The sequence below is a fragment of the Allobosea sp. genome (genome assembly GCF_030695125.1).
Lineage (GTDB): Bacteria > Pseudomonadota > Alphaproteobacteria > Rhizobiales > Beijerinckiaceae > Allobosea.
The window spans coordinates 153,938-180,798 of record NZ_JAUYTP010000029.1; the positions used below are offsets into that span (position 1 = coordinate 153,938).

Here is a 26,861-nt window from a genome sequence, read left to right on the forward strand (position 1 = left end):
CTGAGATGCTTGGGTCGAGCCCGAGCATGACGGCGAAACGCCGCTGCTTCCGCAAGCTGAAGATCGCAGCCGGATCGCTCGCCCTGCTCCTCACCGCCGCGACCGCCACGCTCCTCCACTATGCCGCGACCCTTCCGCCGCTCGACCTCACGGCCGCCACCGACCGCTCGACCGTGGTGCTCGACCGCGAGGGCCGGCTGCTGCGCCCCTTCCTGACGCCTGATGGACGCTGGAAGCTCCCGGTCGGCGCGAGCGACGTCGACCCGCGCTACCTCGCCATGCTCAAGGCCTTCGAGGACAGGCGCTTCGACAGCCATGCCGGCATCGACCCGCTCGGGCTCGTTCGCGCCGCCGGCCAGATGCTGTGGAACGGCCGCATCGTCTCCGGCGGATCGACCCTGACCATGCAGGTCGCGCGCCTGCTGGAGCCCCGCGAGGAGCGCACACTCGCGGCCAAGCTCCGGCAGGCGGTGCGCGCCATCGAACTGGAACGGCGTTTCACCAAGACGGAAGTCCTCGACCTCTACCTCACGCTCGCCCCCTTCGGCGGCAATCTCGAGGGCGTGCGGGCTGCCAGCCTCGCCTGGTTCGGCAAGGAGCCGAAGCGCCTCTCGACCGCCGAGGCCGCGCTCCTCGTCGCCCTGCCGCAATCGCCCGAGACGCGCCGGCCGGACCGCTACGTCGAGGCCGCCCGCAAGGCCCGCGACCGCGTGCTGGCCCGCGTTGAACAGGCCGGCCTCGCCACGGCCGCCGAGGTCGCGGCGGCCCGCGACGAGCCTGTCCCGACAGCGCGAAAGCCTTTCCCCAACCTCGCCCCCCATGTAGCCGAGCAGGTCGTGGCGGAAGCGCCGGCCGCCCGCAGCCATCGCCTCAGCCTCGATGCGCGGCTGCAGTCAGCGCTGGAAGCGCTGGCCCGCGACCGCAGCCTCGGCCTCAGCCCCCAGGTCTCGATCGCCATCCTCGCCGTGGACAACGAGACCGGCGAGATCCGCGCCTCGGTCGGCGGCGTCGATTACTTCGCTGCCGAGCGGGCCGGCTCGCTCGACCTGACGCGGGCGCTGCGCTCGCCGGGCTCGGCGCTGAAACCCTTCATCTACGCGCTCGCCTTCGATAACGGCATCGCCCATCCCGAGACGATGCTGGAGGATCGGCCGGCGCGCTACGGGCTCTACGTGCCCGAGAATTTCGACATGACCTTCCAGGGCATGGTCTCGGCCCGCAAGGCGCTGCAGCTCTCGCTCAACGTGCCGGCGGTCGAGCTGCTCTCGGCGCTCGGCCCGCAACGCTTCCTGTCGCGACTGCGCGATGCCGGGGTTGCGGTCGCCATGCCCCGGGAAGGTGGCGCGCCCGGCCTCGCCGTCGGGCTCGGCGGTCTCGGCATCACCCTGCAGGACCTGACGCGGCTGTATGTCGGGCTCGCGAGGGGCGGGGATGTCGCGCCGTTGCGGGTGCGGGCGCAGGACGGGGGCGCACCCTCGCCGCGCCTCGTCGAACCCGTCGCCGCCTGGTATGTCGCCGACACGCTGCTGGGCGCCCCGCCGCCGCTCAATGCCGTTCCCGGCCGCATCGCCTTCAAGACCGGCACCTCCTATGGCTATCGCGACGCCTGGGCGGTGGGCTTCGACCGCAAGCATACGATCGGCGTCTGGGTCGGCCGCGCCGACAACGGCGCGGTGCCCGGCCTCGTCGGGCGCGTCGTCGCCGCGCCCATCCTGTTCGACGCCTTCGCCCGGCTCGGCCTCGATCCGCGCCCCTTCCCGCAGCCGCCAGACAGCATCGTCGCGACATCGGCCCATCTGCCGCCGCCGCTGCGCCATCTGCGCCAGGACGTGCCCAAGACCATGGCCGCGATGACGACGCCGTCGCTGAGGCTCGCCTTCCCGCCCGAAGGCGCGCGCATCGATCTCGCCGCCTCGGCCGCCGACGGCCGGCCCGAGCTCAACCTCAAGGTCGCGGGCGGCGCGCCGCCCTACACCTGGCTCGTCGACGGCGCCCCGATCCTCAGCCCGACACGGCGTCGCGAAGCGATCTGGCAGCCGCCGGGCAAAGGGTTCCTGAGGATCTCGGTGATCGACGGCACCGGCGCCAGCGAAAGCGTCTCGGTGCGACTGCAATAGCAGCCGTTCGTCATGCTCGGGCTTGACCCGAGCATCTCACGGTTCGCGAACGGCCCGACCGTGCCAGCGCGGCCTGAGATTCTCGGGTCTGCGCTTCGCTGCGCCCGAGAATGACGTGGGGCCCTTACTCCGCCGGCTGCGGATGCGCCGCCGGCGTCTCCTTCACCGCATGCCCATGCACCGAGCGCTTCTTGCTCGCGAGGTAGGAATAGGCGACCGGCACCACATAGAGCGTCAGGAACGTGCCGAAGGTCATGCCGCCGACGATGACCCAGCCGATCTGCGAGCGGCTTTCGGCGCCGGCGCCGGTCGCAAGCGCCAGCGGCACCGCGCCAAGCACCATCGCCCCCGTCGTCATCAGGATCGGGCGCAGCCGGAGCTCGGCCGCCTCGACCAGGGCCTCGACCATCTCCTTGCCCTCCTCCCGAAGCTGGTTGGTGAACTCCAGGATCAGGATTCCGTGCTTGGTGATGAGGCCAACAAGCGTGATCAGCCCGATCTGGCTGTAGACGTTCATCGTGCCGCCGGTGAAATACAGCGCCGCCAGCGCGCCGGTCAGCGAGAGCGGCACCGAGACCATGATCACGATCGGGTCGATAAAGCTCTCGAACTGCGCCGCCAGCACGAGATAGATGAAGCCCAGCGCCAGCAGGAAGACGATGGCGATCGAGGCGCCCGACTGCTTGAACTCGCGGCTCTGGCCGCCATAGTCGATCTGCACCGTCTTCGGCAGCACCTTGGCGGCCGCCTGTTCGAGAACCGTCAGTGCGTCACCCAGAGAATAGCCCGGCGCGGGAACGGCGGTGATGGTCGCCGAGCGGAGCTGGTTGAAGCGGATCAACTCCTTGGGCGCGACCCCCTCCTCGACCGTGACGAGGCTCGACAACTGCACGACGGCGCCGCCACGACCGAGCAGATAGATCGACTGCAGCGCCTGAGGCGTGTTGCGGTCCTCGCCCGCGACCTGAATGACGACATCGTACTGCTCGCCATTCATGTTGAAGCGGGTGACCTGCCGTCCGCCGAGCAGCGTCTCCATCGTCCGGCCGATCACATCGACGCCGACCCCGAGGTCGGCCGCGCGCTGCCGGTCGATCGAGACCTTGATCTGCGGCTTGTCGAGGATGAGGTTGGACTCGACGTTGGTGAGAGCCGGCGAGCCGGCGACCTCTGCGATGACGGCATCGACATAGTCCTTGATCTGGACGTAGGATTCCGACGAGCGCAGCACGAACTCGACGGGCCGGCTGCTGGCGCCGCCCTGACCGAGCGAAGGCGGATTGGTCGCAAACAGCCTGATGCCCGGAATCTGTGACAACTCGCGGTTGATCTGCGCGACGATGTCCTGCTGCTTGCGGGTGCGCTCCTCCCACGGCTTCAGGCGCGCAAACGCGATGGCGCGCGTCACATCCGGAAAACCGACGATAACGAGATAGGTCTGCACCTCGGGAATCTTGCTGACGACCTCCTCGACGCGGCGGGCATATTCCGCCGTGAAAGCGATCGTCGCACCTTCCGGCGCGACGCCGATCGCCGTGATCGTGCCGCGATCCTCCACCGGGGCCAGCTCGGAACGCAAATTCGTGAAGAAGAAGTAGCTGGCGCCGGCAACCCCCAGCGCCACGATCACGATCAGCGGCCGGACCGACAGCGCCGCCCGCAGCGAAGCGCGATAGCCGCGCGACAGGCCGTTGAAGCCGCGCTCCATCACATTGTAGAGCCAGCTATGCGAGGTCTCGTGCTTCAACAGCTTGGCGCACATCATCGGCGTCAGCGTCAGTGCGACGAAGCCCGACACCAGCACCGCACCCGCCAAGGTCAGCGCGAACTCGATGAAAAGCTTGCCGGTGCGGCCGGTCGAGAACGCCATCGGCGCATAGACAGCCACCAGCGTCAGCGTCATCGCGATGACGGCGAACGCGATCTCGTTGATGCCGCGGATCGCCGCCGCGTTCGATTCCATCCCGTCTTCGATATGACGGTGGACGTTCTCGAGCACGACGATGGCGTCGTCGACGACAAGCCCGATGGCCAGCACCATGGAGAGCAGGGTCAGCGTGTTGACGGTGAAGCCCAGCGCATACATCAGCGCGAACGACCCCACGAGCGAGACAGGAATGGTGACGAGCGGAATCAGCGTCGCGCGCAGCGAGCGCAGGAAGACGAAGATGATCAGGACGACCAGGACCGTCGCTTCCAGGATCGTCGTGTAGACGGCCTGGATCGAACGATCGATGAAGACCGAGCTGTCATAGGAGGTCGCGATGGTCATGCCATCCGGCAGGTCCTCGATGATCTCCGGCAGGGCCGCGCGCACGCCGCTGGAGACGTCGAGCGGATTGGCCGTGGCCTGCTTGATGATGCCGATCGTCACAGACGACTTGCCCGTGAACCACGCCGCGTTGCGCTCGGCCAGCGCGCCGAGCTCGACCTTCGCGACGTCCCGAAGCTTGACCGGGAAGCCGCTGACATCCTTGACGACGATCTGCTGGAACTGTTCCGGCGTCGTCAGCCCGGTCTGCGACAGCACCGTGAACTCGCGGTTGTTGCTCTCGATCCGGCCTGACGGGATCTCGACGTTCTGGGCGCGGACCGCCGCCTCGATTTCCTGGACGGTGATGTTGTAGGCCGACATCCGGGCGCGATCGAGCCAGATCCGCATGGCGTAGCGCCGCTCGCCGCGAATCTGCACCTCGGCCACGCCAGTGATGTTCTGGACGCGGTCGGTGATGAAGCGATCGGCGAAGTCGGTCAGCTCAAGCGGGTTGTGGCGCGAACTGACCAGCGAGAGAAACAGGATGGGCTGGGCGTCGGCCTCGACCTTGGCGATGATCGGCTCGTCGATCTCGGTCGGCATGCGCCCGCGCACGCGGCTGACGCGGTCGCGCACATCCGAGGCGGCGACGTCGGGATCGACGTCGGGCCGGAAGCGCACGGAAATGTTGCTCTGCTCCTGGCGGCTGGTCGAGGAGATGATCTCGATGCCCTCGATCCCGGCGATCGAGTTTTCGAGGATCTGCGTGACCTGCGTCTCGATGATCTCGGCGCTGGCGCCGGAATAGACCGTGCGGACGGAGACGACGGGCTCGTCGATGTTGGGATATTCGCGCACCGTCAGCCGCGTATAGGAGACCGCGCCAACCAGCAGAACGAGCAGGCTCAGCACCGTCGAGAGGACGGGCCGGCGAACGAAGAGTTCGAACAGGCTCATGGCTGCGGGCTCGAAGGTGCGCCGGGCAGGGCGCTGGTCTGCACCGGCGGCTGCGCGTTCTTGATCGACACCGTCGCGCCTTCACGCAGCCTCATCTGGCCCGAGCTGACGACCTGCATCTGCGGCGTCAGTCCCTTCACGATTTCGACCTTGCCGGGCAGGCGCTTGCCGAGTTCGACGGGGACGCGCTTGGCCTTCCCGTTTTCGACGATGTAGACGATCTTGCCGACGCCATCGGGCACCACGGCCGATTCAGGGATCAGCATCGCGTTCTCCCGCCGGTCGACGACGATGGTGACGCGGGCAAACAGGCCGGGCTTGAGAACGAGATCGGCATTGGGAACGGTGGCGCGCAGCCTGATCGCGCGGCCATTGACGTCGACCACGGGGTCGACGGCGAAAATCTGCCCCCGGAAATCGGCGCCCGGCACGGCATCGACCTTCAGGCTGATCGTCTGGCCGACCTTGACCTGCCCCAGGAAGATTTCCGGCACCCGAAAATCGACCTTGATCGGATCGATATTGGTCAGTGTGATCAGCTGCTTGCCCACCGCGACATAGTCGCCGACGCTGACCGAACGCAGCCCGACCACGCCGTTGAACGGCGCCATGATCGCCGACTGGGCGAGCTTGGCCTGCGCGAGCTGGATGCGGGCTTCGCTGGACGCGAGCTGCGCGGTGGCCTGCTCGAGCGCGACCTGCGTGCCCGCGCCGCGCTGAACGAGCGACTGATTGCGCTGGAACGTGTCGCGCGCGAGGCTGAGATCGGCCTGGAGCTGCTTGAGTTCGGCATCAAGGATCGCCGTGTCGAGCTTGACCAGCAACTGCCCCTTCTCGACGCGCTGGCCCTCGCGGAAGCCGAGCGCGATGACACGGCCGGCGATCTCGGGCGCGATCACCACGGATTCGTCGGCCGCCAGCGTCCCCAGCGCCTCGACCTCCTCGTTGACCGTCGCCCGCTCGATCCTGGCGACCTCCACGGGAACGGGCCCCCGCGCGGCTGGCGCGGTAGCCTGGACAGGCCCGCGGCCAGGCTTGAACTGCTGGTAGCCATAATAGCCGCCACCGGCGAGACCGGCGATCAGGAGCAGATAGGCAAACAATTTCATCGAGTGGGACGCTCCGAAACCATCATGGTGTCTTAGACTGGCGCTGATGCTTTGATAAAGACCCTGAGGGTCGGAATCATGACGGTCGCGGCGCCAGAACCCGCTGTCGCGCCCTGCAAGATGCTTGCCGCACGACCGGCGGAAACCGACGCGATACGGCATGGCAACCCGCCGAGGCCGCCCCGGTCTGGAGCAGGCCCAGCCAGCTCGCCCCCGCACCCCGCGCCCAGGCCACGCCGCGCCGGGCGCGGCGCTAAGCCGGCGAGCGACCGCAGCAGACCAATGCCCGGCAGAAGCCGTTGAATGAAAAGCATTTTTAGCAGCCCGTTCCGAAAAGGAAGAGACGGGGCGGCCTTGCCACACGGCCTTGCAGAGCCAACCGCAGGCCGTCAGCCCATCGCGATGCGCGATCGGCCTCACCATTCGAATGGGAGGATCGGACGATTGCAGCGCGCTCAGCCCAACCGCCGCCGCCACCGTCGCGAGGCCGAAATCGCCTGCATCGGGTTCGCACGACAGGGCGTTCACAAATGGGTGACGTCGTCTGGGTGACGTCGTCGCGAGCGCGCATGGCGGGGGCACCCCGCCTCGCTTGCGGAGCAGTCTCTGCGGCCAATGCGCAACCCGTGGTTCGCGGTGCGATGGCATGCCCGCAATGTCACCGCCGCGTCATATGCGCTGACTAGCTGTCTCGCTAAGAAAAGGGCGGGACCGCGACGGCAGCTTGCTGCGATCGCGCGGCTTCGCTCGTCACGCAAGCGAGACCGTCGCCATGCTGCGCATCGAAGGCCTGACCAAACGCTTCGGCACCAATGCCGCTGTCGACAACGTCACGCTCTCCATTCCGCGCGGCGAGATGGTCGGCATCATCGGCCGATCGGGAGCGGGCAAGTCGACCCTGCTGCGCATGCTCAACCGCCTCGCCGATCCCAGCGAAGGCCGCATCGTTTCCGGCGAGCGCGACGTCACGGCGCTCAAGGGCGCGGCGCTGCGCCGCTGGCGCCGCGACACGGCGATGATCTTCCAGCAGTTCAACCTGGTCGGCCGGCTCGACGTGCTGACCAATGTCCTGCTCGGCCGCCTGAACCATCGCTCCCTGCCGCTGACGCTGATCAAGAACTTTTCGCGCGACGACAAGATCCGCGCCATCGCCGCGCTCGAGCGCCTCGACATGGGCCATCTCCTCGCCCAGCGCGCCGAAACGCTGTCGGGCGGCCAGCAGCAGCGCGTTGCCATCGCCCGCGCGCTGGTCCAGGAGCCGCAGATCATCCTCGCCGACGAGCCGATCGCCTCGCTCGACCCGCGCAACACCCAAGTGGTGATGGATGCGCTGTTCCGGATCAACCGCGAGGACGGCATCACCGTCGTCTCCAACCTGCATCACCTCGATATCGCGTCGAAATACTGCGACCGGCTGATCGGCATGGCTGCCGGCAAGGTCGTCTTCGACGGCCCGCCGCACCAGCTCACCAGCGAGGTCGCGGCCAAGCTCTACGGCATCGAGGCCAAGGACGCCGGCGCCGAGGCGCTCGACCAGCTCGAGGCCATCGCCAGCGAAGAGGCGCAGCGCGCCAAGCAGAACGTCGCCTGAGGTCCCGTCCCCGGTTCGCCGGGGGCTTGAAGACGCCGCCGATCCATCATCCACCAGGAGCACCCCATGCTGACCCGTCGCCATACCCTGGCGCTCGCCGCTGCCGGCCTCGCCACCGCGCTCGCCGGCCCCGCCTTCGCCCAGGACTGGAAGGCCAAGTTCCCCGAGCTCGTCTTCGCCGTCGTTCCCGCCGAGAACGCGTCGGGCGTGACCGAGCGCTACGCACCCTTCGCCGCCTACCTGTCCAAGGAACTCGGCGTGAAGGTGACGGTGCGTGTCGCCAACGATTATGCCGCCGTGATCGAAGGCCAGCGTGCCGGCAACATCCATATCGGCGAGTACGGCCCGTCCTCCTATGTCCGCGCCTGGACCGTCTCGAAGGGCGGCGTCGAGCCCTTCGCGACCCTGCGGGCCTTCGACGGCTCGACCGGCTATTACGCCGTCGCCTATGCCAAGAAGGACGCGGCGGGCGCCAAGCTGGAGGACTTCAAGGGCAAGAACCTCTGCCTCGTCGACCCCAACTCGACCTCGGGCAACAACGTGCCGCTGTATTCGATGGCCAAGATGAACATCGAGCCGGACAAGTTCTTCAGCAAGATGGTCAATGCCGGCAGCCATGAGAACGCCGTCATGGCCGTGCAGCAGGGCACCTGCGACATCGGCTTCAACTGGTGGAACTCGGAAGAGGATTCCAACCTGTCGCGGATGGCAAACAAGAACATGGTCAAAAAAGACGATTTCAAGATCGTCTTCAAGTCGGACAAGATTCCTGGCTCGCCCTACGCCATGCTGTCGTCGATGCCTGCCGAGCTGAAGACCGCGATCTCGAAGGCCTTCTTCGACATGCAGACCAAGGACAAGGCCGCCTTCGACAAGCTGTCCGACGGCAAGTCGCCCGGCTTCGCCCCGATGAAGCACGAAGACTACAACGTCACCATCGAACTGCAGAAGTTCGTCGACGAACTCCGCAAGAAGCGCAGCTGACCGCCTGACCGCCCGGGCCCCTTTCGCTGTGCGGAAGGGGCCCGCCTGCGCCTTGGCTGACGGACCCATCCCGACATGACACTCGCGATCGACCGCAACGATCCGACGATCCTCGCCCATGCCGATCTCTACCGGCGTGAGATGGCGACCAAGCGCCGGCAGACGCTGATCGGCGGCGCGATTTTTGTCGCCTGCGTGGTCGCCGCCGCGATCGGCTCGGAAGCCAACCCGATCAAATTCTTCGAGAATGTCTGGCGCTTCCCGAAATACATCCTCGACACGATGCCGACACTGCGCCTCGCGACCTTCGGCGCCGACATGGCCGAGTGGTTCTGGGGGCTGGAAGGCTGGCTGAAACTGCTCTGGCAGACAATCCTGATCGCCTATACCGGCACCATTCTCGGCGTCGTCGGCGGCTTCCTGCTCTGCTTCGTCGCCGCAGCCAATCTCGGGCGATCGGGCTGGATGCGCTTCGTTACCAAGCGCTATCTCGAATTCTGCCGCACGGTGCCGGAACTCGTCTTCGCGCTGATCTTCGTCATCGCCTTCGGGCTCGGCCCCTTGCCCGGCGTTCTCGCCATCGCGATCCACACCATGGGCGCGATGGGCAAACTCTTCTCCGAGGTGGTCGAGAACATCGACATGAAGCCGGTCGACGGCCTGACCGCGACCGGCGCGAGCTGGTGGCAGGTCATCCGCTACGCCGTCGTCCCCCAGGTGCTCTCAAACTTCGCCAGCTATTCGCTGCTGCGCTTCGAGATCAACGTGCGGGGCGCCTCGATCATGGGCTTCGTCGGCGCCGGCGGCATCGGCCAGGATCTGATCGAGGCCATCCGCAAATTCTATTTCACCGACGTCAGCGCCATCCTGCTGCTGATCATCGTCACGGTGATGCTGATCGATTACGGCACCGAGCGCCTGCGCCATGCGCTGCTGAGCCTGGAGCACGGCAAATGACCCTCGCCCTCTCCGCCCCCGACCGCGCCGCGCTGGCCGAACGTCACAAGGCCGCGATCGACGGTTCGCTGCGTACGCGCGTGACCACGATCACCGTCGTCGTCGGTCTTGTGGGACTGTTCGTCTACGGGCTGTCGACTCTGGAGGTCTCGTTCTGGCGCCTGGTTAGCGGCTTCGGCAATCTCGGCACCTTCGTCGTCCTGATGCTGCCGCCCGACCCGGGCTCGATGGCGCGCGCCATGCTCTTTGTGAAGGCGCTGTTCGAGACGATCGCGATCGCCTTCCTCGGCACCATCCTGGCAGCGATCCTCGCCTTTCCGCTCGGCTTCCTCGCCGCCAAGAACGTCGTCGCCAACCGGGTCGTCCATTTCCTGGCACGACGCTCGATGGACACGGTGCGTGGCGTCGATGCGCTGATCTGGGCGCTGATCTGGGTCAATGTTGTGGGCCTTGGCCCCTTTGCCGGCATGCTCGCCATCATGACCTCCGATATCGGCGCCTTCGGCAAGCTCTATTCGGAAGCCATCGAATCGGCCGACCGCAAGCCGGTCGAGGGCGTCACCTCGCTGGGCGGCGGCAAGCTGCACGAGATCCGCTTCGGCCTGATCCCGCAGGTCCTGCCGGTGATCGCGAGCCAGGTGCTCTACTACATCGAGTCGAACACCCGCTCCTCGACCATCATCGGCATCGTCGGCGCCGGCGGCATCGGGCTCTATCTCGCCGAGACCATCCGCACGCTCGAATGGCAGCAGGTCTCCTTCCTGATCCTGCTGATCCTGGCCGCCGTCACCGCGATCGATTTCCTCTCCGCCAAGCTGCGCTTCGCCATCATCGGCAAGCGGGCGACCTGAAACCGGAGTGACGCTCGGGCGAAGACCCGGGCGTCACTCCGCGAAGGGCTCGACCACCATCTCCATGCGCTCACCCGCGAAGACGCTGCTGACGAGATGGATCGGCGTCAGGTCCGGCAGCGCATCGACGGCGACCGAGACCATCACCGGCGCGCCGGGCTCGATCTCCAGCAGTTTAGCCTCGCGCTCGCTGGCGAGCCGTGCGGTCAGTCTCGTCGAGAGGCGGACATAATCCGCGACGCCATAGGCCGCCAGCGCCGCCGTGATCGAGGCCCCACCGTCCCGGAAGGCCGCATCGAAATCCGGAAAGCGAGCAACCGACAGCCAATGCGTACCGGTGCCCATCGGCGTGCCGTCGGCCAGGCTGAGCCCCTCGACGCGCCAGAGCCGCGCGCCATCATCCAGCCCGAGCGTCGCACAGGTTTCAGCCTCTCCGTCGATCTGCTCCGCCGACAGCATCTCGCTGGAGGCGACGAGGCCGATCCGGCCGAGATTGGCCCGCATGCTGACCCGGCGGCCGATCGGATAGGGCACGCGCCGGCTGCTGACCTGCGTGCCGCGCCCGCGCGACACCGTGACCAGACCCTGCTCGGCCAGATGCCGAAAGGCCTGCCGCACCGTATGGCGATGCACGCCATAGCGCTCCGCCAGCGCGGTCGCGGCCGGCAGCGTATCCCCCGCCGCGTAATCGCCCTTGCCGATCGAAACGGCGAGTTCGTCGGCAATGCGGCGCCAGGCTGTGCCCGCATCCGCCGCGCCGGCGCCGCCGGGGTCGCTGTCTTCCGTCACCAAAGCGTCACGCAAAATGTATAGACCTTTCCTCACAGGTGGACTATCATAGTCTAGACATTCACGAACGACCAGACGGCGGATGGCAATGAGTGCGGTGACCGCAGACAAGACCGAGAGGCAGCACTGGATGGCCGTGCTCGCCCGCGCCTCGCGCCCCGACATCGCGACTCTCATCGGGCCCAGCATCCCCGACCACGAAGTCCTCAAGGCGCCCGAGACCGGCACGGTGATGGTCGAGGGACGTGCTGGCGGCGCCGGCCGCCGCTTCAATCTCGGCGAAGCGACCGTGACCCGCTGCGTCGTGCGCCTTGCCGACGGAATGATAGGCTTTTCCTATGCGCTCGGCCGCGACGCCGGCAAGGCGCGCCTCGCCGCGATCCTCGACGCCAGGCTCCAGCGCGAGGAGGCAACCTCGCCCCTGCGCCGGGCCGTCGACGACCTCGCCGCCCGCCAGAGCGCAGCCCGCGAGCTCGCCTCGCGCAAGGCGGCCGCGACCAAGGTCGATTTCTTCACTCTGGTCAGGGGCGCGTGATGGCGACCGACACCCTCATCGGCGCAGGCTTCACAGACCCCGTCTTCCAATCCCAGGCCGCCTTCCGCGCCTTGCTCGGCGCCCTGTCGGAGCCCGGCACGCTGCAGGCCATCCATGGCGGTATCGCGCCGCCCGAGGGACTGCATGCGGCGACCGCGACCGCCCTGCTGACGCTGGCGGATTACGAGACGCCGATCTGGCTGCCGCCTGCGCTGCGCGACGGCCCGGCCGGCGCCTGGCTGCGCTTCCATTGCGGAGCGGCCCTCGTCGAGGAGCCGCGCCGGGCCGCCTTCGCCGTCATCGACGGCGCCGCGCTGGCGCCGCAGCTGACGGATTTCGATCCGGGCAATGACCAGTTCCCCGATCGGTCGACGACGATCATCGTGCAATGCGCCGCCTTCCACGGCGGCGAGGCGGTGACCCTCTCGGGCCCCGGCATCGCGACCCGGCGCGAGATCGCTCCGGCGGGGTTGCGGCCGGGCTTCTGGGCCGAGGTCGCGGCCAACAACGCCGCCTACCCGCTCGGCGTCGATCTGCTGCTGGCCCATGGCGACGGCGTCATCGGCCTGCCGCGCTCCACGCAAATCGGAGGGGCGGCCTGATGTATGTCGCGGTCAAAGGCGGCGAAGCCGCCATCCTTGCCACCCATGAGCGCGTCGCGGAAGCGCGCCGCGGCGACGCGGCCGTTCCCGAGATCAGCGTCGCCCAGATCCGCGAGCAGCAGGCGCTGGCCTGCGCGCGCGTCATGAACGAGGGCTCGCTCTATGATGCCGACCTCGCGGCGCTGGCGCTGAAGCAGGCGCAGGGCGACGTCATCGAGGCCGCCTTCCTGATGCGCGCCTATCGCACCACCCTGCCCCGCTTCGGCTCGTCGGAGCCCCTCGACACCGCGAAGATGGCGATCCGCCGCCGCGTCTCAGCGACCTACAAGGATCTCCCCGGCGGGCAGGTGCTGGGCCCGACCTACGACTACACCCACCGGCTGTTCGATTTCGCGCTGATGGATGAGGGGGCGCCCTCCGTCATGGTCGGGCCCGACCCGACCACCTCAGGACGAGAAGGCGCATCTGGCGCGAACGCGTCAGGAGTTGCTCGGGTCGAGCCCGAACATGACGGCCTTCACGCCCCCCTCGACGCCCACATGCCCCGAGTGCCCGATATCCTCGGCGCCGAAGGGCTGATGGAGCCGGAAATTGCGCCCGAGGGCGACCCGCGCCCCTTCGACCTGACCCGCGAGCCGGTCTCCTTCCCCGCCGACCGCGACGTCCGCCTGCAGGCGATGGCGCGCGGCGACGAGGGCTTCCTGCTCGGGCTCGGCTACTCCGTCCAGCGCGGCTTCGGCGGCAACCATCCCTTCGTCGGCGAGATCCGCGTCGGCGAGGTCTCGGTCGAGTTCGTGCCCGAGGAACTCGGCTTCGCGGTCGATCTCGGCGAGATCACCCTGACCGAGTGCCAGATGGTCAACCAGTTTGCCGGCTCAAAGGACGTTCCGCCGCAGTTCACCCGCGGCTACGGCCTGGCCTTCGGCCATAGCGAGCGCAAGGCCATGTCGATGTCGCTCGTCGACCGCGCCCTCAAGGCACGCGAATTCGGCGAGGCGGCCGAGTACCCGGCGCAGCAGGACGAGTTCGTCCTCTACCACTCCGACAATGTCGAGGCGGCGGGCTTCGTCGAGCATCTCAAGCTGCCGCACTATGTCGATTTCCAGGGCGAGCTCGAACTGATCCGCCGCATCCGCCGCGAGCGCGAGGCGCGCCTCGCAGCCGAACCCGAGACGCTGCCGGAGGCCGCGGAATGACCGTTCACCAGACCCTGCCGGGCGACGAGACCAGCCCCGCCTACAACTACGCCTATCTCGACGAGCAGACGAAGCGGATGATCCGCCGCGCCCTCCTCAAGGCCGTGGCCGTGCCGGGCTACCAGGTGCCATTCGGCTCGCGCGAGATGCCGCTCGCCCGCGGCTGGGGCACTGGCGGCATCCAGGTCACGGCGGCGATCATCGGCCCCCAGGACACGCTGAAGGTCATCGACCAAGGCGCCGACGACACCACCAACGCCGTTTCGATCCGCCGCTTCTTCGAGAAGACCGCCGACGCCCGCACCACGGAAGCCACCGAGCAGGCCACGATCATCCAGACCCGCCACCGCATTCCCGAGGCGCCGCTCCAGGCCGGGCAGATCATGGTCTACCAGGTCCCCCAGCCGGAACCGCTGCGCAAGCTCGAGCCGCGTGAGGCCGAGACGCGCAAGATGCACGCCTGGGCCGAATACGGGCTGATGCAGGTGAAGCTCTACGAGAACATCGCCCGCTTCGGCGAGGTGACGACGACCTATGACTACCCGGTCATGGTCAACGGCCGCTACATCATGGCGCCCTCGCCCATCCCCAAATTCGACAACCCGAAGATGCACATGTCGCCGGCGCTCCAGCTCTTCGGCGCCGGCCGCGAGAAGCGCATCTATGCGCTCCCGCCCCACACCAGCGTGCGCAGCCTCGATTTCGAGGACCACCCCTTCCGCATCCAGAGCTGGAACGAGCCCTGCGCGCTCTGCGCCGCCACCGACAGCTATCTCGACGAGGTCGTGATCGACGACCAGGGCAGCCGGATGTTCGTCTGCTCGGACAGCCACCATTGCGAGACGCGTCGCGCCGCCGGCCATCGCGGCGCGATGCTGGGCGATGCGGCGGCGAGCGGGCTGGTCGCCAGCGAGGAGAGCACGTCATGACCCTCCACGTCTCCCCCCCCGACACCGCCCTCGAACCCGCCCCACTGCTCTCCGCCGCCGGCGTCTCGCGCTTCTATGGCGAGCGCATCGGCTGTGAGGGAGTCTCCTTCGACCTCTGGCCGGGCGAGGTGCTCGGCATCGTCGGCGAATCCGGCTCCGGCAAATCGACCCTGCTGCGCTGCCTCGCCGGCATCGACCGTCCCGACGAGGGCGAGGTGCTGTTCCGCGGCGGGGCCGAACCGCTCGATATCTACTCCGTGCCCGAGCAGGAGCGTCGGCGGCTGATGCGCACCGCCTGGGGCATCGTTCACCAGAACCCGCGCGACGGCCTGCGCATGGACGTCTCGGCCGGCGGCAATGTCGGCGAGCGCCTGATGGACCGTGGCGACCGCCATTACGGGCAGATCCGCGAGCGCGCGCTCGACTGGCTCTCGCGCGTCGAGATCGCCGGTGCGCGCATCGACGACCGGCCGCGCCAGTTCTCCGGCGGCATGCAGCAGCGCCTGCAGATCGCCCGCGTGCTCGTTTCGGAACCCCGCCTCGTTTTCATGGACGAGCCGACCGGCGGCCTCGACGTCTCGGTGCAGGCCCGCCTGCTCGACCTGCTGCGCGTGCTGGTGCGCGATCTCGGCCTCGCCGCCATCATCGTCACGCACGACCTCGCCGTGGCGCGGCTTCTCACCGACCGGCTGATGGTGATGAAGGACGGCCATGTCGTCGAGCAGGGCCTGACCGACCAGGTGCTCGATGATCCCCACCATGCCTACACACAGCTCCTCACCTCGGCGGTGCTGACCGTATGAGCGGCTTCATCCAGCCCCAATGGTCGGGTTTCGGCGCTCAGGCCGTCCCGAGCCCCGTCTCCAGCGAGGCGGACCGGCAGCCGAGCGGGCTGGATGTCGAACGGACCCTGCTGGGCCGGCCGGCCAGGGCCGCCCCGCCGCCGAACACCTCGACCACCCAACGCACGCCCGTCACGCCGGCGTCACCGCCCCCCTCCAAGGCCTGATCCCATGACCACGATGATTCGCGTCGAGAACGTCACCAAGGCCTTCACCCTGCACAACCAGGGCGGCGTCCGGCTGCCCGTCTTCGACGACGTCAATTTCAGCGTCGAGGCCGGCGAGGCCCTCGTGCTCGCGGGCGCGTCCGGCGCCGGCAAGTCGAGCCTGCTGCGCATCCTCTATGGCAACTACCTGCCGAGCGCGGGCCATATCCACATCACCCATGCGGGTCGGCCGGTCGACATCGTCACCGCCGTTCCGCGCACGGTTCTGGACATCCGCCGCCGCACGCTCGGCTTTGTCTCGCAGTTCCTGCGCGTGATCCCGCGCGTCAGCGCGCTCGACATCGTGCGCGACCCGCTTCTGGCGCGCGGCATCTCGCCGGATCAGGCGAGCGAACGGGCCAAGGCGATGCTCGCCCGGCTCAACCTGCCCGAGCGCCTCTGGAACCTCGCGCCGGCGACCTTCTCCGGCGGCGAGCAGCAGCGCGTCAACATCGCGCGTTCCTTCGTCGATCCCTCCGCCATCATGCTGATCGACGAGCCGACCGCCTCTCTCGACGCCGCCAACCGCGACGTCGTGGTCGAACTGATCGCGGAAGCCCGTGCTAAAGGCTCCGCCATCGTCGGGATCTTTCACGACGAGGCCGTGCGCGAGAAGGTCGCGACGCGCTATCTCGACATCACCGCTTTCCGGAAGGCCGCCTGATGCAGACCGTTCTGACCAATGCCCGCCTGATCCTCGAGGACGAGATCGTCACGGGCACGATCGCCTTCGAGAACGGCGTCATCACGGCCGTCGACCAAGGACTCTCCTCGCTGCCGGGGGCTGTCGACGCCGGCGGCGACTATGTCGCGCCCGGCCTCGTCGAGATGCACACCGACAACATGGAAAAGCATTTCATGCCGCGGCCCAAGGTCTTCTGGCCGAACGGGCTTGCCGCCGCGCTGGTCCATGATGCGCAGATGGCGGCCGCCGGCGTCACCACGGTCTATGACGCGATCTGCGCCGGCACGCCCTTCTCGGCCAAGGATTACCGCAAGGACATCTTCGCCGATGTGATGGCCTCGCTTGCCCAGGGCCAGGCCGAAGGCGTCTTCCGCATCGACCACCGCATCCACATGCGCTGCGAGCTGACCAGCCCCGATCTGCTCAGGGACATCGAGCCCTATCAGGACGATGCGCTCGTGCAGCTCGTCTCGCTGATGGACCACACCCCGGGCCAGCGCCAATGGCGCAACATCGAGCACCTGCGGACCTATGCCATCGGCAACGGCAAGACCGAGGCCGAGTTCGAGGAGGACGTCGCCACCCGCCAGCAGGAGGGCGCCGCCAATGTCTCCAGCAACTGGCAGGCGGTGGTCGCGCTGTTCCGCGCCCGCGGCATCCCGATCGCGACCCATGACGACACCACCGTCGCGCATGTCGAGGAAGGCCTCGCCTCGGGTGCGGTGATCTCGGAATTCCCGACCACGGTCGAGGCCGCCGCCGCCGCCAAGCAGCGCGGGCTCGCCACGATCGCCGGCGCGCCGAACGTCGTCCGCGGCGGCTCGCATTCCGGCGGCGTGTCCGTCTCCGAACTGGCCGAGAAGGGCCTGCTCGACGGCCTCTCCTCCGACTATGTGCCCGCCAGCCTGCTCCAGGCGGTGCTCAAGCTGCATGACGACCATGGACTCGGTCTGCCCGACGCCATGGGCATGGTCACCTGGAAGGTTGCCGACATCCTCGGCCTGAAGGATCGCGGCCATCTCAAGACCGGGCTGCGGGCCGACCTCGTTCGCTTCAGGGCGCTCGGACCGACGCCCGTGATCGCCGCGGTCTGGTCGAAGGGCGAGCGCGCGTTTTGAGCGGCCCGCGCTACGCCCTCTATTATGCCCCCGCAGTCGACAGCGCGCTGTGGCGCTTCGGCTGCGCGACGCTGGGATACGACGCCTTCACGGGCGAGGAGATGCCCTTCGCTGTCCCGCCCGGCTGCGACGCGCAGCTCTGGCCGGACCGCACCGCCGAGCCGCGCCGCTACGGCTTCCACGCGACGCTGAAGGCGCCGTTCGAGCTGACCAACGGCCGCAGCGAGGGTGAATTGCGGGCCTTCGCCCGGCAGATCGCGATCGGCCGCGCGGCCGTGCCTCTCGCCGGGCTCAGGGTCGCCTCGCTGGGCCGCTTCGTCGCGCTGACGCCGAGCGAGCCGAGCCCGGCGCTGCAGGCGCTGGCCTTCGGCATCGTCCAGGCCTTCGAGCCGTTTCGCGCGCCGCTGGGACAGGCCGATCTGGCGCGGCGCCTCGCCAGCCCGCTGACCCCGGCCGAGCGCGCCCATCTCGAAGCCTATGGCTATCCTTATGTCGGCGACGCCTTCCGCTTCCACATGACGCTGACCGGGGCGCTCCCGCCGGGCGAGGCGCCCGCCGTCGCGGCCGCCCTGGCCGAGGCCCATGCGCGCGCCGTCCCCGCGGGTCCGGTTGCCATCGACCGCCTCGCTCTGTTCCGGCAGGACGACCGGGCCGGCCGCTTCCGCATCATCGACGCCTTTCCGCTCGGCCGCTGACGACCGGGCCGGCGATCCCCACAGGACGGAGACACCCCATGGCCGCCAAGAAGCTCGGGCTCGAACCGGTGATCCATGAGACGGCGGTCGTCCGGGAGGCGACGCTGGGGCGCTACACCGAGATCGGGGCGCGAACCTCCTTCGTCGAGTCGACGATGGGCGACTACTCCTACGTCGTGAACGATTCCAACATCATCTACACGACCATCGGCAAGTTCTGCTCGATCGCGGCGATGACCCGGATCAACCCCGGCAACCACCCGATGCAGCGGGCCAGCCAGTCGCATTTCACCTACCGCGCCAGCGCCTATTTCGAGGATGCGGAGGACGATGCCGCCTTCTTCGAATGGCGCCGCTCGACGCCGGTGACCATCGGCCACGATGTCTGGATCGGCCACGGCGCCATCATCCTGCCCGGCCGCAGCATCGGCACGGGCGCTGTCGTCGCCGGCGGGGCGATCGTGACCAAGGACGTCGCGCCCTACACCATCGTCGCGGGAAATCCGGCCCGGCCGATCCGCCGCCGCTTCCCCGAACAGGTCGCAGAGCGGCTGATGGCGCTCGGCTGGTGGGACTGGAACCACACCCGCCTGCGCGCCGCACTGGCCGACTTCCGGGCGCTGCCGGTGGAAGCCTTTCTTGAACGCCATGAACACGACCATGTGCAGAGCAACGGGTAGCAGTACGCTACGGCATGCAATCCAGCCGTGCGAATTTGATCTGGATCAACGCTTTTGTTGAGGGGCGATTAACCAAACTGCGCTTTCCTTGGTCAGTAGCCGGCAATCGGCACTCTTGGCCCAAGGAGCCTTTCGATGTCGTCGGATCACCTCACGAGCCGTCTCGCCTTCATGCAGCTCGACAGCAAGTCGCGCGACCGCATCAAGGGCATGCATGACGAGATCGTCGCAGCCCTGCCGGGCGCGCTCGATGCCTTCTACAGCCAGCTCAGGACCTATCCGGAGACGAAGCGCTTCTTCAGCAGCGAAACGCAAATCGATGGCGCCGCGCAGCGCCAGTCCTCGCATTGGGACCGGATCGCCAAGGGCGAGTTCGATCAGAACTACGTCGCCGCCGTCACCAAAGTCGGCGAAATCCACGCCCGCATCGGCCTCGAGCCGCGCTGGTATATCGGTGGCTATGCCCTGATCCTCGAGCGGATCATCAGCGATGTCCTCGAGGCCCGCTGGCCCAAGAGCCGCTTCGGCGGTAAGATCGCGGGTGCCTCCGACCGGGCCGCCGAAATCAGCGCCCTCGTCAAGGCGGCGCTGCTCGACATGGATTATGCCATCTCGGTCTATCTCGAAGCCTCCGAAGCGGCCCGCCTCAAGTCCGAGGAGCGCGCAAAAGTGGCCGAGCGCGTCCTGACGGCCGAGCGCGAGAAGGCGGTCAAGTCGGTCAGCGAAGGCATGGCGGCCCTCGCCAAAGGCGACCTGACCTTCCGCATCGGCCAGGACATTCCGCAGGAATACAGCACGATCCGGGACAACTTCAACGAAGCCATGGGCCGGCTCGAACAGATGGTCACCACGATCAAGACCAGCTCGGCCGCGATCGCAGCCTCCTCCCAGGAGATCAATTCCGGCGCCGAGGATCTCTCCTTGCGGACCGAGCAGCAGGCCTCGGCACTGGAGGAAAGCGCAGCCACCACCGAGCAGCTGGCGGCTTCGGTCAAGACCTCCGCTCAGGCCTCCCGCCGCTCGGTGGCGCTCGCCGATGACGCCACCAAGATCGCCCGCACCGGTGGCGACATCGTCAAGAACGCGACCGATGCGATGGCCCGCATCGAGGAGGCCTCGAAAAAGATCTCGGAGATCACCAGCGTCATCGACGGGATCGCCTTCCAGACCAATCTTCTCGCGCTGAACGCCGCCGTCGAAGCGGCCCGGGCCGGCGATGCCGGGCGCGGCTTTGCGGTCGTCGCGGCGGAAGTTCGCGCGCTCGCCCAGCGCTCGTCGGACGCCGCCAAGGACATCACCGGGCTGATCGCCTCCTCCGACGCCGAGGTCACGGAAGGCGTCAAGCTCGTCAGGGAGGCTGGCGGCACGCTGGAGCAGATCGTCGAAGCCTCGGCGGCCGTCTCCAACACGGTCCAGGAAATCGCCAGCGCGTCGGCCGAACAGGCCGGCGGCATCGACGAGATGAGCCAGACCGTCAGCCATATGGACGAGATCACGCAGCAGAATGCAGCGCTCGCCGAGCAGAGCGCCGCCTCCGCCAAGACCCTGCTCGACCAGATCGAGCAGCTCAACAGGCTGATCTCGACCTTCCGCACGCAGGACAGCCGCGTGGTGACCATGCCGGCCGCGCGACGCGCGGCCTGAGGGAAGCGAAAGGCGGCTGACGGCGTGGGCTCGGCCTACGCCGTCAGCCGCCACACCGTGCTGTGCTTGATGTCGGCATCCTCCAGCGAGCGCGTCACCGGCACCGCGTAGCTCGCCAGCGGCTCCAGCCGGTCCTTCGGCAGATAGCTGCGGCCGGGGTCGCCGATCAGCACCCGGGCGCCGCGTGACGCAAGCCGCGTCAGCCAGGCGACGGCACGCTCCGCCATCGCCTTTTCGTAGCAGACATCCCCGGCGCACACGACGTCCCAGCCCTCGTCCCGGCCGACGAGATCCTCGAGGCGGACCGTGATGGAAACACCGTTGGCAGCGCCGTTGAGACCGATCGCCTCCGCCGCGAAAGCGTCGATGTCGCAGGCCTCCACCGCGCTCGCCCCGCATCGTGCCGCCGCGATCGCGACCAGCCCCGAGCCACTGGCGAAATCGAGAACGCGATGGCCGCGCACGATCGCCGGATCGTCCAGCAGATAGCGCGCCAGCGCCTGACCACCGGCCCAGGCGAACGCCCAGAACGGCGGCGGCAGGCCGATCACGGCGAGCTCGTCCTCGGTCTTCTGCCAGAGTTCGGTCGCCTCCTGCGCCACATGGAGGCTGAGCTCGGGCGCATGCGGCACCGGCAGAAGCCGGGTGTGCTCGAGAATGAAGGCGCGCCGGTCGAGCGCCGCCGCGCTCACGCCGCGATATCCGTGGTCGGCCTGGCGAGCAGGCGGCGGTACAGCGCCTTCACGGCGTTCATCACGTCGCGCTCGGTGTGCCCGTCGATCAGCCGGGCCCGGGCGCTGGCGCCCATGCGCTCGGCCAGCGCCGGTGCGCGGGCGAACAGGATCAGCGCCTGCGCCAGTGCAGCCGCGTCATCGACTGGGACGACCTTGCCGTCCAGCCCGTCGCGCACGAAGGAGCGGCACCCCGGCACGTCGGTGGTCACAATCGCCCTGCCGCAGGCCGCTGCCTCCAGGATCGTGCGCGGGAGCCCCTCGCCGCCGCGCGAGGGCAGAATGCAGAGATGGTGCTGGCGCCAGACGCCCTCGATGTCGCGCGTCGGCCCGGCCCAGACGATGCCCGGCCGCGACGCCCACTGCTTCAACATGTCCTCGGGGATCGCCTTGGGGTTGGACGGGTCGGGCGCGCCGTGGATCGTGAGTTCGACCCGCACGCCCTCGGCCCGCGCCAGGCGCACCGCCTCGACCGCGAGATCGACGCCCTTGGACCAGAGCATGCGCGCCACCAGCGCCACCTTGAGCGGCGGCGTCGTCGGCATCGGCTCGGGCATCAGGATCAGCGGGTCGACCCCGGCCCCGCCGACGATCGCGACCTTGTCGTGATCCTGCGGATCGAGACCCAGCGTCACCGGATCGTCGGGGTTCTCGAACAGGAAGCGCACCTGCGGGCCGTCGATGGCGCCGCGCAGCCAGAGCGTCGCGGCCAGCCGGGCGGCCGCCGCGACCGCCCCTTGCCGGGCGCCCAGGAAACCCAGCCCGGTCAGGGCGTAGACGCGCCGCTCGACACCCGCCAGCCGCCCCGCGAGACCGGCGAGCGCGATCGGCTTCAAGGCGATGCAGTGCAGGATGTCGGGGCGCTCCGCCTCGATCAGGCGCTTCAGCGCCAGGATCTGCCGGAACAGCACCCGGGGGTCGAGGCTGCGGCGCTCCGCCTCCAGCGCAATCAGCCGCGCACCGGCGCCTTCGATGATGCGGCGATGATGGCGTTCGCGCGCGATCACCGCGACCTCGAAATCGAGCTCGCGCGCGGCCCGCGCCATCGGCAGGAAATGCGACGCGAAGAACCAGTCCTCGGTCGCGACGAAGAGAAGTCTCGGTCGGGCCATGGCGCGACATCAGGCCGATGCCGCGCAGAAGGTCAAGGCTGCGGCTGGGAAAACACCCGCCCATAGCCGTTGCCAGCGGGGGCCCGGCGCATGCTAGCCTCCGGCTTTCCGGAGACACGCCCATGAACCGACCATCGCCCCCCTCGCCCGCCCAGGCATTCCCGGCTGCGCTGGCGAATTTGCGTGAAGCGCTCGCCCATGTCGCCAATGGCCATGTCGAGCCGATCAAGGCGCTCTATTCCCACGCCGACGACGCGACCAGCATGTATGGCTGGGGCGGCTACGAGAAGGGCTGGGACGCGATTTCGCGACGCTGGGACTGGGCCGGCCGGCAGTTCCGGGGCGGCACCGTCCGCCATGACAACGTCACCACCATCATCGGAGGCGAGCTCGCCTACACCACCGACATCGAGACGTTCGACGTCACGCTGCCCGGCATGGACGCGCCGACGCAGTGGACCAACCGCGTCACCCATGTCTTTCGCTTCGAGGACGGGAGCTGGCGTCTGCTCCACCGCCACGCCAACCGGCTGGAGGGGCAATACGAGCCCGCCCCGCGCCTCGGCGGCGGCACCAAGCCGGACGCGTAAGCCTGATCAGGGCCGCGAGGCGGTCACCGGCTGGGCCCGGGCGAGCGCCGCGGCCGCATCGATCCGGCCCGCGCCGAAGACCGGGTCGCGACCCTTCGAGCCGAGGTCGATCGCGCTTTCCGTCAACAGCCGGCGCACACCGGCGAGGTCGAGATCGGGCCGCCGCTCAAGCACGAGCGCGACCAGCCCGGACACATGGGCGGCCGCGATCGAGGTGCCGGAGGAGAAGGCATAGCGTCCCTGCGGCTCGGCCGCGAGCACATCGACGCCGGGCGCCGCCAGCGTGATATAGGCGCCGCGATTGGCCTGGCGGAAGATCTTGTCGTCGGCGTCTGTCGCGGTCACCGCAATGACGTTGGGATCCGCGCCGGGAAAAAGCGGGGCGGCGCCCGGCCCGCCATTGCCGGCCGCCGCCACCGCGATCACGCCCTTGGCGGCGACCCCGGCGAGCCCGCGCGTCAGCAGCCGGTCTTCGGGACCGGCGAAGCTCAGATTGATCACGCGGGCGCCCTGGTTCACCGCCCATTCGATCGCCGCCATGATCTGGAGGCTGGTGCCATTGGCCGAGGTCGTGCTGGCACGCCCCGAAAACGCCCTCGCCACGAGCAGCCGCGCCGCCGGCGCGACACCCTGGAGCTGGCCCTGTGCCGAGATCGCCGCCGCCATGGCGGTGCCATGGGCATGCGGGACGAAGTCCTCGCCGAGCGCATCATAGGAACCGGCGATCGCGCCGCGCAGTTCGACATGGCCGACATCGACGCCGGAATCGATCACCGCGACGCGGATCGTCGCCCCGCGCGCCAGCTTGTGAACATCGCCGAGCCTCAGCTTGTCGACGACATATTGCGGCGGCAGATCGCGCCGGGGCGTCGGCGTCGCGCGCACGGCGGCGGGGTCCGACAGGCGCAGCGTCGGAATGTCCGAGCGCGCATTGCCGGACGCCGTGGTGCTGACCGGCTGCGCCGACCCCTGCTGCAGCTCAAAGGTGAAGTTCGGCTGCGCCCCGGCGATGGCGGTGTCGTTGGCCATCTGCGTCAGCACGGCGCGCAGGTCGCGGCCGGCCTCCAGCCGCGCGCGGATGATCGTCGTCCCGGCGAGCTCGACGCGCCGGCTGGTGATCAGCGTCGCGCCATAGCGCCGCAGCACCGTCTCGGCCTGGGCATCGGGGGCGAGCTCGAACAGGATCTCGTCGGGGACGAAGCGGTTCTCGGTGGCGGCCGGCACCACGGTGCGCGACTGCCGCGCCCCGCCGAAGACAGAAGGAACCTGCCAGGCCGGCGGCGGCACCGTGATCGCCCGCGTCGAACCCGAACCGCTGGCCGGCGGCGTGCTGGCGCCCCCGCTGCCCGGCTGCTGGGCCAGCGCGGGCACAGCGGCCAGGGACAGCAGGAGCGAAAGGCATCCGCCTGCCGCCAGCCGCAGGGTCTGGCCGAGCCGGAAAACGGGCGGCAAGTGCGTCGTCATCATGCGCTCTCCCGATACGCCTCGATGCAGCCTCGGCTTAGCAGAACGCTGCCGATCCGTCACCGTGTCAGCGCCGAGACGTCACGGCGCCGGGGCGACGAAACGCACGATCGCGGCCTCGGACTTCATCCGCGCCGCGATGGCGTCGACCTGCGCCTGCGTCAGCGTGGCGTCGCCGACGCGTACCTTGAAATAGCCGTTGGCGCGGGGACCGTCGACGACCGAGGCATCGAAGCGCTTGAAGAAGGAGGCGATGTCGCCGGCCCGGGCATCGCTGGCGAAGCTCAGGAGCACATAGCGCTCCGACGAGCGGGCGGGAGCCGATGCGGTTTCAAAGCCCGTGCTCTCGCGCAGGGCGATGCCGGTCAGCGCAACGCCCTGAATCGCGATCAGCGCGCACGCCGCGGCCCCCGCATAGGCCAGTCGGCGGGGCGGCTGCGCGGCCAGGAGGCCTCCAAACCAGGTCATGAAGCCACCCTTGGCGGTCGCCAGCAGGCCTGCTCGGCGCGGTTCGGCTTCGATCCCCGCCATCAGCCGGTCGAGGACGCGCGGCGAGGGAGCGCCGAGGCTCTCGTTGAGCAGCGTCGTCTCGGCCATGTCGTCACGGATGATCTCGAGGCGTAGCGCGAGCTCGGCATCGGTGGCGAGCGCTGCATCGATGCGCGCCTTGTCGGACGCGGAGATGCGGCCATTGGCATAAAAGGGCAGGAGTTGCTCGAGTTCGGCGCGCTGCGCGTCGGTCGCGATGGCGTCTGTCATGACTTTACTCCCGGACAGCTTGGAGGATGGAAGCGACGCATCGGCAACGTAGCGCAGGACCGGCGCGAGGCCGGCTGTTCCTCAAGGCCAGCCCCGGTCGATCCCGGCGCTCTTGAGCAGCTCGCCCAGCTTCTTGCGGGCATGGAAGAGCCGTGTCTTGACGGTGTTCTCGGGAATGCCGACGATCTTGGCGACCTCGTCGAGAGAATGCTCGTGATAATAGACGAGGTCGATGACCTCAGAATGCTCGCGGGACAGTTTCTGGAGGCAGGCCCGGATCGCCAGCCCCTTGTCCTGCTTCTGCAGCACGACCTCGGGATCGTCGGCCTCGTCCTCGATGCTTTCGGCGAAATCGTCGTCGAGCCCGGCGTCGCGCCGCTTGCGCAGGGCGGAATAGGATTTGTTGCGCGCGATCGTGAGCAGCCAGGTCGTGACCGAGGAACGAGCCTCGAACCGGTCCGCCTGACGCCAGAGATCCATGAAGACGTCACCGGTCACATCCTCCGCCCTCGTTTCGTCGCGCAGCAGGCGCAGCGCGAAACGATAAACCCGCGTCTGGTGCCGCGAGAACAGCACCTTCATCGCGAGCCGGTCGCCACCGGCGATCCGCTTGACGAGTTCTTCGTCCGATTCCGTATGCATTGCCCTCGAGGCCTGACATCCGGCTCGCAAGGGTTGGTCGCGGCGAGCGTGGGAAAGGTTCAACCAGCGGCGAGATTAAACTGCCTGCGACAATTTTTCATACGTCATCGACAGGCTTGGTCAACCGGAAGTGACGCAATGGCGCAAATCGAGGCGACCACCGCGCGACGGTCACGCGGCGGATGAGAACAAACTGATCAGGGAGAGGGCAGCATAAGCCAAGAAGCCCCCCGGGGGGGGCGGCCAGCGCCACCCTTTTCGAAACGGCGGCCCAGGCGAGGCGATCAGAGCGCGGGCTTGGCCTTCGGCACGCGCTTGACGACGGCTGCGGCCTTGGCGGTCTTCGCAGCCTTCGCGGCAGCCTTGGCGTCGGCGATCTCGGCCTTGGCACGGGCCTGCTCGTCGGCCACGATCGCGGCCGTCTCGGCGTCGGCAGCTTCCTTGGCGAGACGCAGCGCCTTCAGGCGTACGGTCTTCTGCAGCACGGCGTCGCGCTCGAGCTGTTCGGCCTCCATCGCACGCGAAGCCTCCTGCTTGCGTGCATCGGCCTTGTCGAAGGCGAGTTGGGCCCGACGCTTGATCTCGTCGGGTGAGAGGCCTCGCGTCGCCATGGCGGCTCGCTCCGAATGTGCGGCTGAGGCGGGTTCACGGTTCGCGCCGATCGGCTCGAAGCGACCCGGCTCCTGAAGGGAGGCGTGACGCGCCCGTCAGGCCAGGCGTCTCGGAAGAGACCCGTCCGGACAGACATCGACTGCCGAGCCTTCACCGCCACATGCGTGCGCGCGAAACCCCGCAGCGAACGCCGGGACGATGCGGCCCGGC

Annotated in this window: 26 protein-coding genes; 17 read left to right on the top strand and 9 right to left on the bottom strand. The window is 68.4% G+C overall.

From position 1 onward, the window contains the following. Positions 1 to 26: 26 nt before the first annotated feature. Positions 27 to 2,117: a penicillin-binding protein 1C gene (pbpC, locus tag Q8S38_RS09125; protein ID WP_305680104.1), complete on the top strand. Its 2,091-nt coding sequence runs from the start codon at positions 27 to 29 to the stop codon at positions 2,115 to 2,117. A gap of 124 nt (positions 2,118 to 2,241) precedes the next feature. Here pbpC and Q8S38_RS09130 read toward each other — a convergent pair whose 3' ends face one another. Both Q8S38_RS09130 and Q8S38_RS09135 read right to left on the bottom strand, forming a co-directional pair. Then, positions 2,242 to 5,328 carry an efflux RND transporter permease subunit gene (locus Q8S38_RS09130; protein ID WP_305680105.1) on the bottom strand — a complete coding sequence of 1,029 codons (3,087 nt, stop codon included), beginning with the start codon at positions 5,326 to 5,328 and terminating at the stop codon, positions 2,242 to 2,244. After that, positions 5,325 to 6,437 (bottom strand): efflux RND transporter periplasmic adaptor subunit, encoded by a 1,113-nt coding sequence (locus Q8S38_RS09135; protein WP_305680106.1) that lies wholly within the window; start codon positions 6,435 to 6,437, stop codon positions 5,325 to 5,327. Before Q8S38_RS09135 ends, Q8S38_RS09130 begins: the two co-directional genes overlap by 4 nt. A 772-nt stretch (positions 6,438 to 7,209) precedes the next feature. Between Q8S38_RS09135 and phnC the strand changes: the two genes are divergently transcribed. The 4 genes from phnC (at position 7,210) to phnE (Q8S38_RS09155) (ending at position 10,820) form a co-directional block, all read left to right on the top strand. Next, positions 7,210 to 8,028 carry a phosphonate ABC transporter ATP-binding protein gene (gene phnC, locus Q8S38_RS09140; RefSeq protein ID WP_305680107.1) on the top strand — a complete coding sequence of 273 codons (819 nt, stop codon included), beginning with the start codon at positions 7,210 to 7,212 and terminating at the stop codon, positions 8,026 to 8,028. A gap of 66 nt (positions 8,029 to 8,094) precedes the next feature. After that, positions 8,095 to 9,012 (top strand): phosphonate ABC transporter substrate-binding protein, encoded by a 918-nt coding sequence (gene phnD, locus Q8S38_RS09145; protein WP_305680108.1) that lies wholly within the window; start codon positions 8,095 to 8,097, stop codon positions 9,010 to 9,012. Positions 9,013 to 9,087: 75 nt separating this feature from the next. Then, a complete protein-coding gene (phnE, locus tag Q8S38_RS09150) occupies positions 9,088 to 9,969 on the top strand; it encodes a phosphonate ABC transporter, permease protein PhnE (RefSeq protein WP_305680109.1) in 882 nt (293 codons plus the stop codon). Next, a complete protein-coding gene (gene phnE, locus Q8S38_RS09155) occupies positions 9,966 to 10,820 on the top strand; it encodes a phosphonate ABC transporter, permease protein PhnE (RefSeq protein WP_305680110.1) in 855 nt (284 codons plus the stop codon). The genes phnE (Q8S38_RS09150) and phnE (Q8S38_RS09155) overlap by 4 nt, the downstream gene beginning before the upstream one ends. A gap of 33 nt (positions 10,821 to 10,853) precedes the next feature. Here phnE (Q8S38_RS09155) and phnF read toward each other — a convergent pair whose 3' ends face one another. Next, positions 10,854 to 11,609: a phosphonate metabolism transcriptional regulator PhnF gene (phnF, locus tag Q8S38_RS09160; protein WP_305680111.1), complete on the bottom strand. Its 756-nt coding sequence runs from the start codon at positions 11,607 to 11,609 to the stop codon at positions 10,854 to 10,856. 88 nt (positions 11,610 to 11,697) lie between these two features. On the opposite strand from phnF, the gene phnG reads away from it, so the two are divergent. From phnG to Q8S38_RS09215, 11 genes are all read left to right on the top strand, one after another. Continuing rightward, on the top strand, positions 11,698 to 12,144 hold the full coding sequence (phnG, locus tag Q8S38_RS09165; protein WP_305680112.1) for a phosphonate C-P lyase system protein PhnG: 447 nt from the start codon (positions 11,698 to 11,700) through the stop codon (positions 12,142 to 12,144). Then, positions 12,144 to 12,746 carry a phosphonate C-P lyase system protein PhnH gene (gene phnH / locus Q8S38_RS09170; protein ID WP_305680113.1) on the top strand — a complete coding sequence of 201 codons (603 nt, stop codon included), beginning with the start codon at positions 12,144 to 12,146 and terminating at the stop codon, positions 12,744 to 12,746. Before phnG ends, phnH begins: the two co-directional genes overlap by 1 nt. Beyond that, complete coding sequence (locus Q8S38_RS09175; RefSeq protein WP_305680114.1) at positions 12,746 to 13,942, top strand: carbon-phosphorus lyase complex subunit; 1,197 nt, start codon at positions 12,746 to 12,748, stop codon at positions 13,940 to 13,942. The genes phnH and Q8S38_RS09175 overlap by 1 nt, the downstream gene beginning before the upstream one ends. Beyond that, the gene (locus Q8S38_RS09180; protein ID WP_305680115.1) at positions 13,939 to 14,871 is read left to right on the top strand and encodes an alpha-D-ribose 1-methylphosphonate 5-phosphate C-P-lyase PhnJ; all 933 of its coding nucleotides are present in this window, start codon (positions 13,939 to 13,941) and stop codon (positions 14,869 to 14,871) included. Before Q8S38_RS09175 ends, Q8S38_RS09180 begins: the two co-directional genes overlap by 4 nt. After that, positions 14,868 to 15,674, top strand: a complete 807-nt coding sequence (phnK, locus tag Q8S38_RS09185) for a phosphonate C-P lyase system protein PhnK (protein WP_305680116.1) — start codon at positions 14,868 to 14,870, stop codon at positions 15,672 to 15,674. Before Q8S38_RS09180 ends, phnK begins: the two co-directional genes overlap by 4 nt. After that, positions 15,671 to 15,880: a hypothetical protein gene (locus Q8S38_RS09190; RefSeq protein ID WP_305680117.1), complete on the top strand. Its 210-nt coding sequence runs from the start codon at positions 15,671 to 15,673 to the stop codon at positions 15,878 to 15,880. The genes phnK and Q8S38_RS09190 overlap by 4 nt, the downstream gene beginning before the upstream one ends. Positions 15,881 to 15,884: 4 nt before the next feature. Then, positions 15,885 to 16,583: a phosphonate C-P lyase system protein PhnL gene (phnL, locus tag Q8S38_RS09195; RefSeq protein WP_305680118.1), complete on the top strand. Its 699-nt coding sequence runs from the start codon at positions 15,885 to 15,887 to the stop codon at positions 16,581 to 16,583. Then, entirely contained in the window at positions 16,583 to 17,722 is a 1,140-nt protein-coding gene (locus Q8S38_RS09200) for an alpha-D-ribose 1-methylphosphonate 5-triphosphate diphosphatase (RefSeq protein ID WP_305680119.1), read from the top strand. The genes phnL and Q8S38_RS09200 overlap by 1 nt, the downstream gene beginning before the upstream one ends. After that, positions 17,719 to 18,417 (top strand): DUF1045 domain-containing protein, encoded by a 699-nt coding sequence (locus Q8S38_RS09205; RefSeq protein ID WP_305680120.1) that lies wholly within the window; start codon positions 17,719 to 17,721, stop codon positions 18,415 to 18,417. Before Q8S38_RS09200 ends, Q8S38_RS09205 begins: the two co-directional genes overlap by 4 nt. A 38-nt stretch (positions 18,418 to 18,455) precedes the next feature. After that, positions 18,456 to 19,097: a transferase hexapeptide repeat family protein gene (locus Q8S38_RS09210; protein WP_305680121.1), complete on the top strand. Its 642-nt coding sequence runs from the start codon at positions 18,456 to 18,458 to the stop codon at positions 19,095 to 19,097. Between the two features lie 135 nt (positions 19,098 to 19,232). Next, positions 19,233 to 20,741, top strand: coding sequence for a globin-coupled sensor protein (locus Q8S38_RS09215; protein WP_305680122.1), 1,509 nt, complete (start codon positions 19,233 to 19,235; stop codon positions 20,739 to 20,741). 35 nt (positions 20,742 to 20,776) lie between these two features. On the opposite strand, the gene Q8S38_RS09220 is transcribed toward Q8S38_RS09215, so the two are convergent. Together Q8S38_RS09220 and Q8S38_RS09225 are read right to left on the bottom strand one after the other, a co-directional pair. Next, positions 20,777 to 21,433: a class I SAM-dependent methyltransferase gene (locus tag Q8S38_RS09220; RefSeq protein ID WP_305680123.1), complete on the bottom strand. Its 657-nt coding sequence runs from the start codon at positions 21,431 to 21,433 to the stop codon at positions 20,777 to 20,779. Then, on the bottom strand, positions 21,430 to 22,584 hold the full coding sequence (locus Q8S38_RS09225; protein ID WP_305680124.1) for a glycosyltransferase: 1,155 nt from the start codon (positions 22,582 to 22,584) through the stop codon (positions 21,430 to 21,432). The genes Q8S38_RS09220 and Q8S38_RS09225 overlap by 4 nt, the downstream gene beginning before the upstream one ends. A gap of 122 nt (positions 22,585 to 22,706) precedes the next feature. Between Q8S38_RS09225 and Q8S38_RS09230 the strand changes: the two genes are divergently transcribed. Beyond that, positions 22,707 to 23,174, top strand: a complete 468-nt coding sequence (locus tag Q8S38_RS09230) for a YybH family protein (protein WP_305680125.1) — start codon at positions 22,707 to 22,709, stop codon at positions 23,172 to 23,174. A 6-nt stretch (positions 23,175 to 23,180) separates the two neighbouring features. On the opposite strand, the gene Q8S38_RS09235 is transcribed toward Q8S38_RS09230, so the two are convergent. The 4 genes from Q8S38_RS09235 to Q8S38_RS09250 form a co-directional block, all read right to left on the bottom strand. After that, the gene (locus Q8S38_RS09235; protein WP_305680126.1) at positions 23,181 to 24,641 is read right to left on the bottom strand and encodes a S8 family serine peptidase; all 1,461 of its coding nucleotides are present in this window, start codon (positions 24,639 to 24,641) and stop codon (positions 23,181 to 23,183) included. A gap of 78 nt (positions 24,642 to 24,719) precedes the next feature. Then, a complete protein-coding gene (locus Q8S38_RS09240; protein WP_305680127.1) occupies positions 24,720 to 25,397 on the bottom strand; it encodes an anti-sigma factor family protein in 678 nt (225 codons plus the stop codon). Between the two features lie 81 nt (positions 25,398 to 25,478). Then, positions 25,479 to 26,039 carry a sigma-70 family RNA polymerase sigma factor gene (locus Q8S38_RS09245; protein WP_305680128.1) on the bottom strand — a complete coding sequence of 187 codons (561 nt, stop codon included), beginning with the start codon at positions 26,037 to 26,039 and terminating at the stop codon, positions 25,479 to 25,481. 284 nt (positions 26,040 to 26,323) lie between these two features. After that, positions 26,324 to 26,650 (bottom strand): hypothetical protein, encoded by a 327-nt coding sequence (locus tag Q8S38_RS09250; RefSeq protein WP_305680129.1) that lies wholly within the window; start codon positions 26,648 to 26,650, stop codon positions 26,324 to 26,326. Positions 26,651 to 26,861: the final 211 nt, after the last annotated feature.

Bases quoted from the DNA above. Each gene is read 5' to 3' on its own strand.
- pbpC (WP_305680104.1), top strand. From the start codon at position 27: ATGACGGCGAAACGCCGCTGCTTCCGCAAGCTGAAGATCGCAGCCGGA.
- Q8S38_RS09130 (WP_305680105.1), bottom strand. From the start codon at position 5,328: ATGAGCCTGTTCGAACTCTTCGTTCGCCGGCCCGTCCTCTCGACGGTG.
- Q8S38_RS09135 (WP_305680106.1), bottom strand. From the start codon at position 6,437: ATGAAATTGTTTGCCTATCTGCTCCTGATCGCCGGTCTCGCCGGTGGC.
- phnC (WP_305680107.1), top strand. From the start codon at position 7,210: ATGCTGCGCATCGAAGGCCTGACCAAACGCTTCGGCACCAATGCCGCT.
- phnD (WP_305680108.1), top strand. From the start codon at position 8,095: ATGCTGACCCGTCGCCATACCCTGGCGCTCGCCGCTGCCGGCCTCGCC.
- phnE (WP_305680109.1), top strand. From the start codon at position 9,088: ATGACACTCGCGATCGACCGCAACGATCCGACGATCCTCGCCCATGCC.
- phnE (WP_305680110.1), top strand. From the start codon at position 9,966: ATGACCCTCGCCCTCTCCGCCCCCGACCGCGCCGCGCTGGCCGAACGT.
- phnG (WP_305680112.1), top strand. From the start codon at position 11,698: ATGAGTGCGGTGACCGCAGACAAGACCGAGAGGCAGCACTGGATGGCC.
- phnH (WP_305680113.1), top strand. From the start codon at position 12,144: ATGGCGACCGACACCCTCATCGGCGCAGGCTTCACAGACCCCGTCTTC.
- Q8S38_RS09175 (WP_305680114.1), top strand. From the start codon at position 12,746: ATGTATGTCGCGGTCAAAGGCGGCGAAGCCGCCATCCTTGCCACCCAT.
- Q8S38_RS09180 (WP_305680115.1), top strand. From the start codon at position 13,939: ATGACCGTTCACCAGACCCTGCCGGGCGACGAGACCAGCCCCGCCTAC.
- phnK (WP_305680116.1), top strand. From the start codon at position 14,868: ATGACCCTCCACGTCTCCCCCCCCGACACCGCCCTCGAACCCGCCCCA.
- Q8S38_RS09190 (WP_305680117.1), top strand. From the start codon at position 15,671: ATGAGCGGCTTCATCCAGCCCCAATGGTCGGGTTTCGGCGCTCAGGCC.
- phnL (WP_305680118.1), top strand. From the start codon at position 15,885: ATGACCACGATGATTCGCGTCGAGAACGTCACCAAGGCCTTCACCCTG.
- Q8S38_RS09200 (WP_305680119.1), top strand. From the start codon at position 16,583: ATGCAGACCGTTCTGACCAATGCCCGCCTGATCCTCGAGGACGAGATC.
- Q8S38_RS09210 (WP_305680121.1), top strand. From the start codon at position 18,456: ATGGCCGCCAAGAAGCTCGGGCTCGAACCGGTGATCCATGAGACGGCG.
- Q8S38_RS09215 (WP_305680122.1), top strand. From the start codon at position 19,233: ATGTCGTCGGATCACCTCACGAGCCGTCTCGCCTTCATGCAGCTCGAC.
- Q8S38_RS09225 (WP_305680124.1), bottom strand. From the start codon at position 22,584: ATGGCCCGACCGAGACTTCTCTTCGTCGCGACCGAGGACTGGTTCTTC.
- Q8S38_RS09230 (WP_305680125.1), top strand. From the start codon at position 22,707: ATGAACCGACCATCGCCCCCCTCGCCCGCCCAGGCATTCCCGGCTGCG.
- Q8S38_RS09235 (WP_305680126.1), bottom strand. From the start codon at position 24,641: ATGATGACGACGCACTTGCCGCCCGTTTTCCGGCTCGGCCAGACCCTG.
- Q8S38_RS09240 (WP_305680127.1), bottom strand. From the start codon at position 25,397: ATGACAGACGCCATCGCGACCGACGCGCAGCGCGCCGAACTCGAGCAA.
- Q8S38_RS09245 (WP_305680128.1), bottom strand. From the start codon at position 26,039: ATGCATACGGAATCGGACGAAGAACTCGTCAAGCGGATCGCCGGTGGC.
- Q8S38_RS09250 (WP_305680129.1), bottom strand. From the start codon at position 26,650: ATGGCGACGCGAGGCCTCTCACCCGACGAGATCAAGCGTCGGGCCCAA.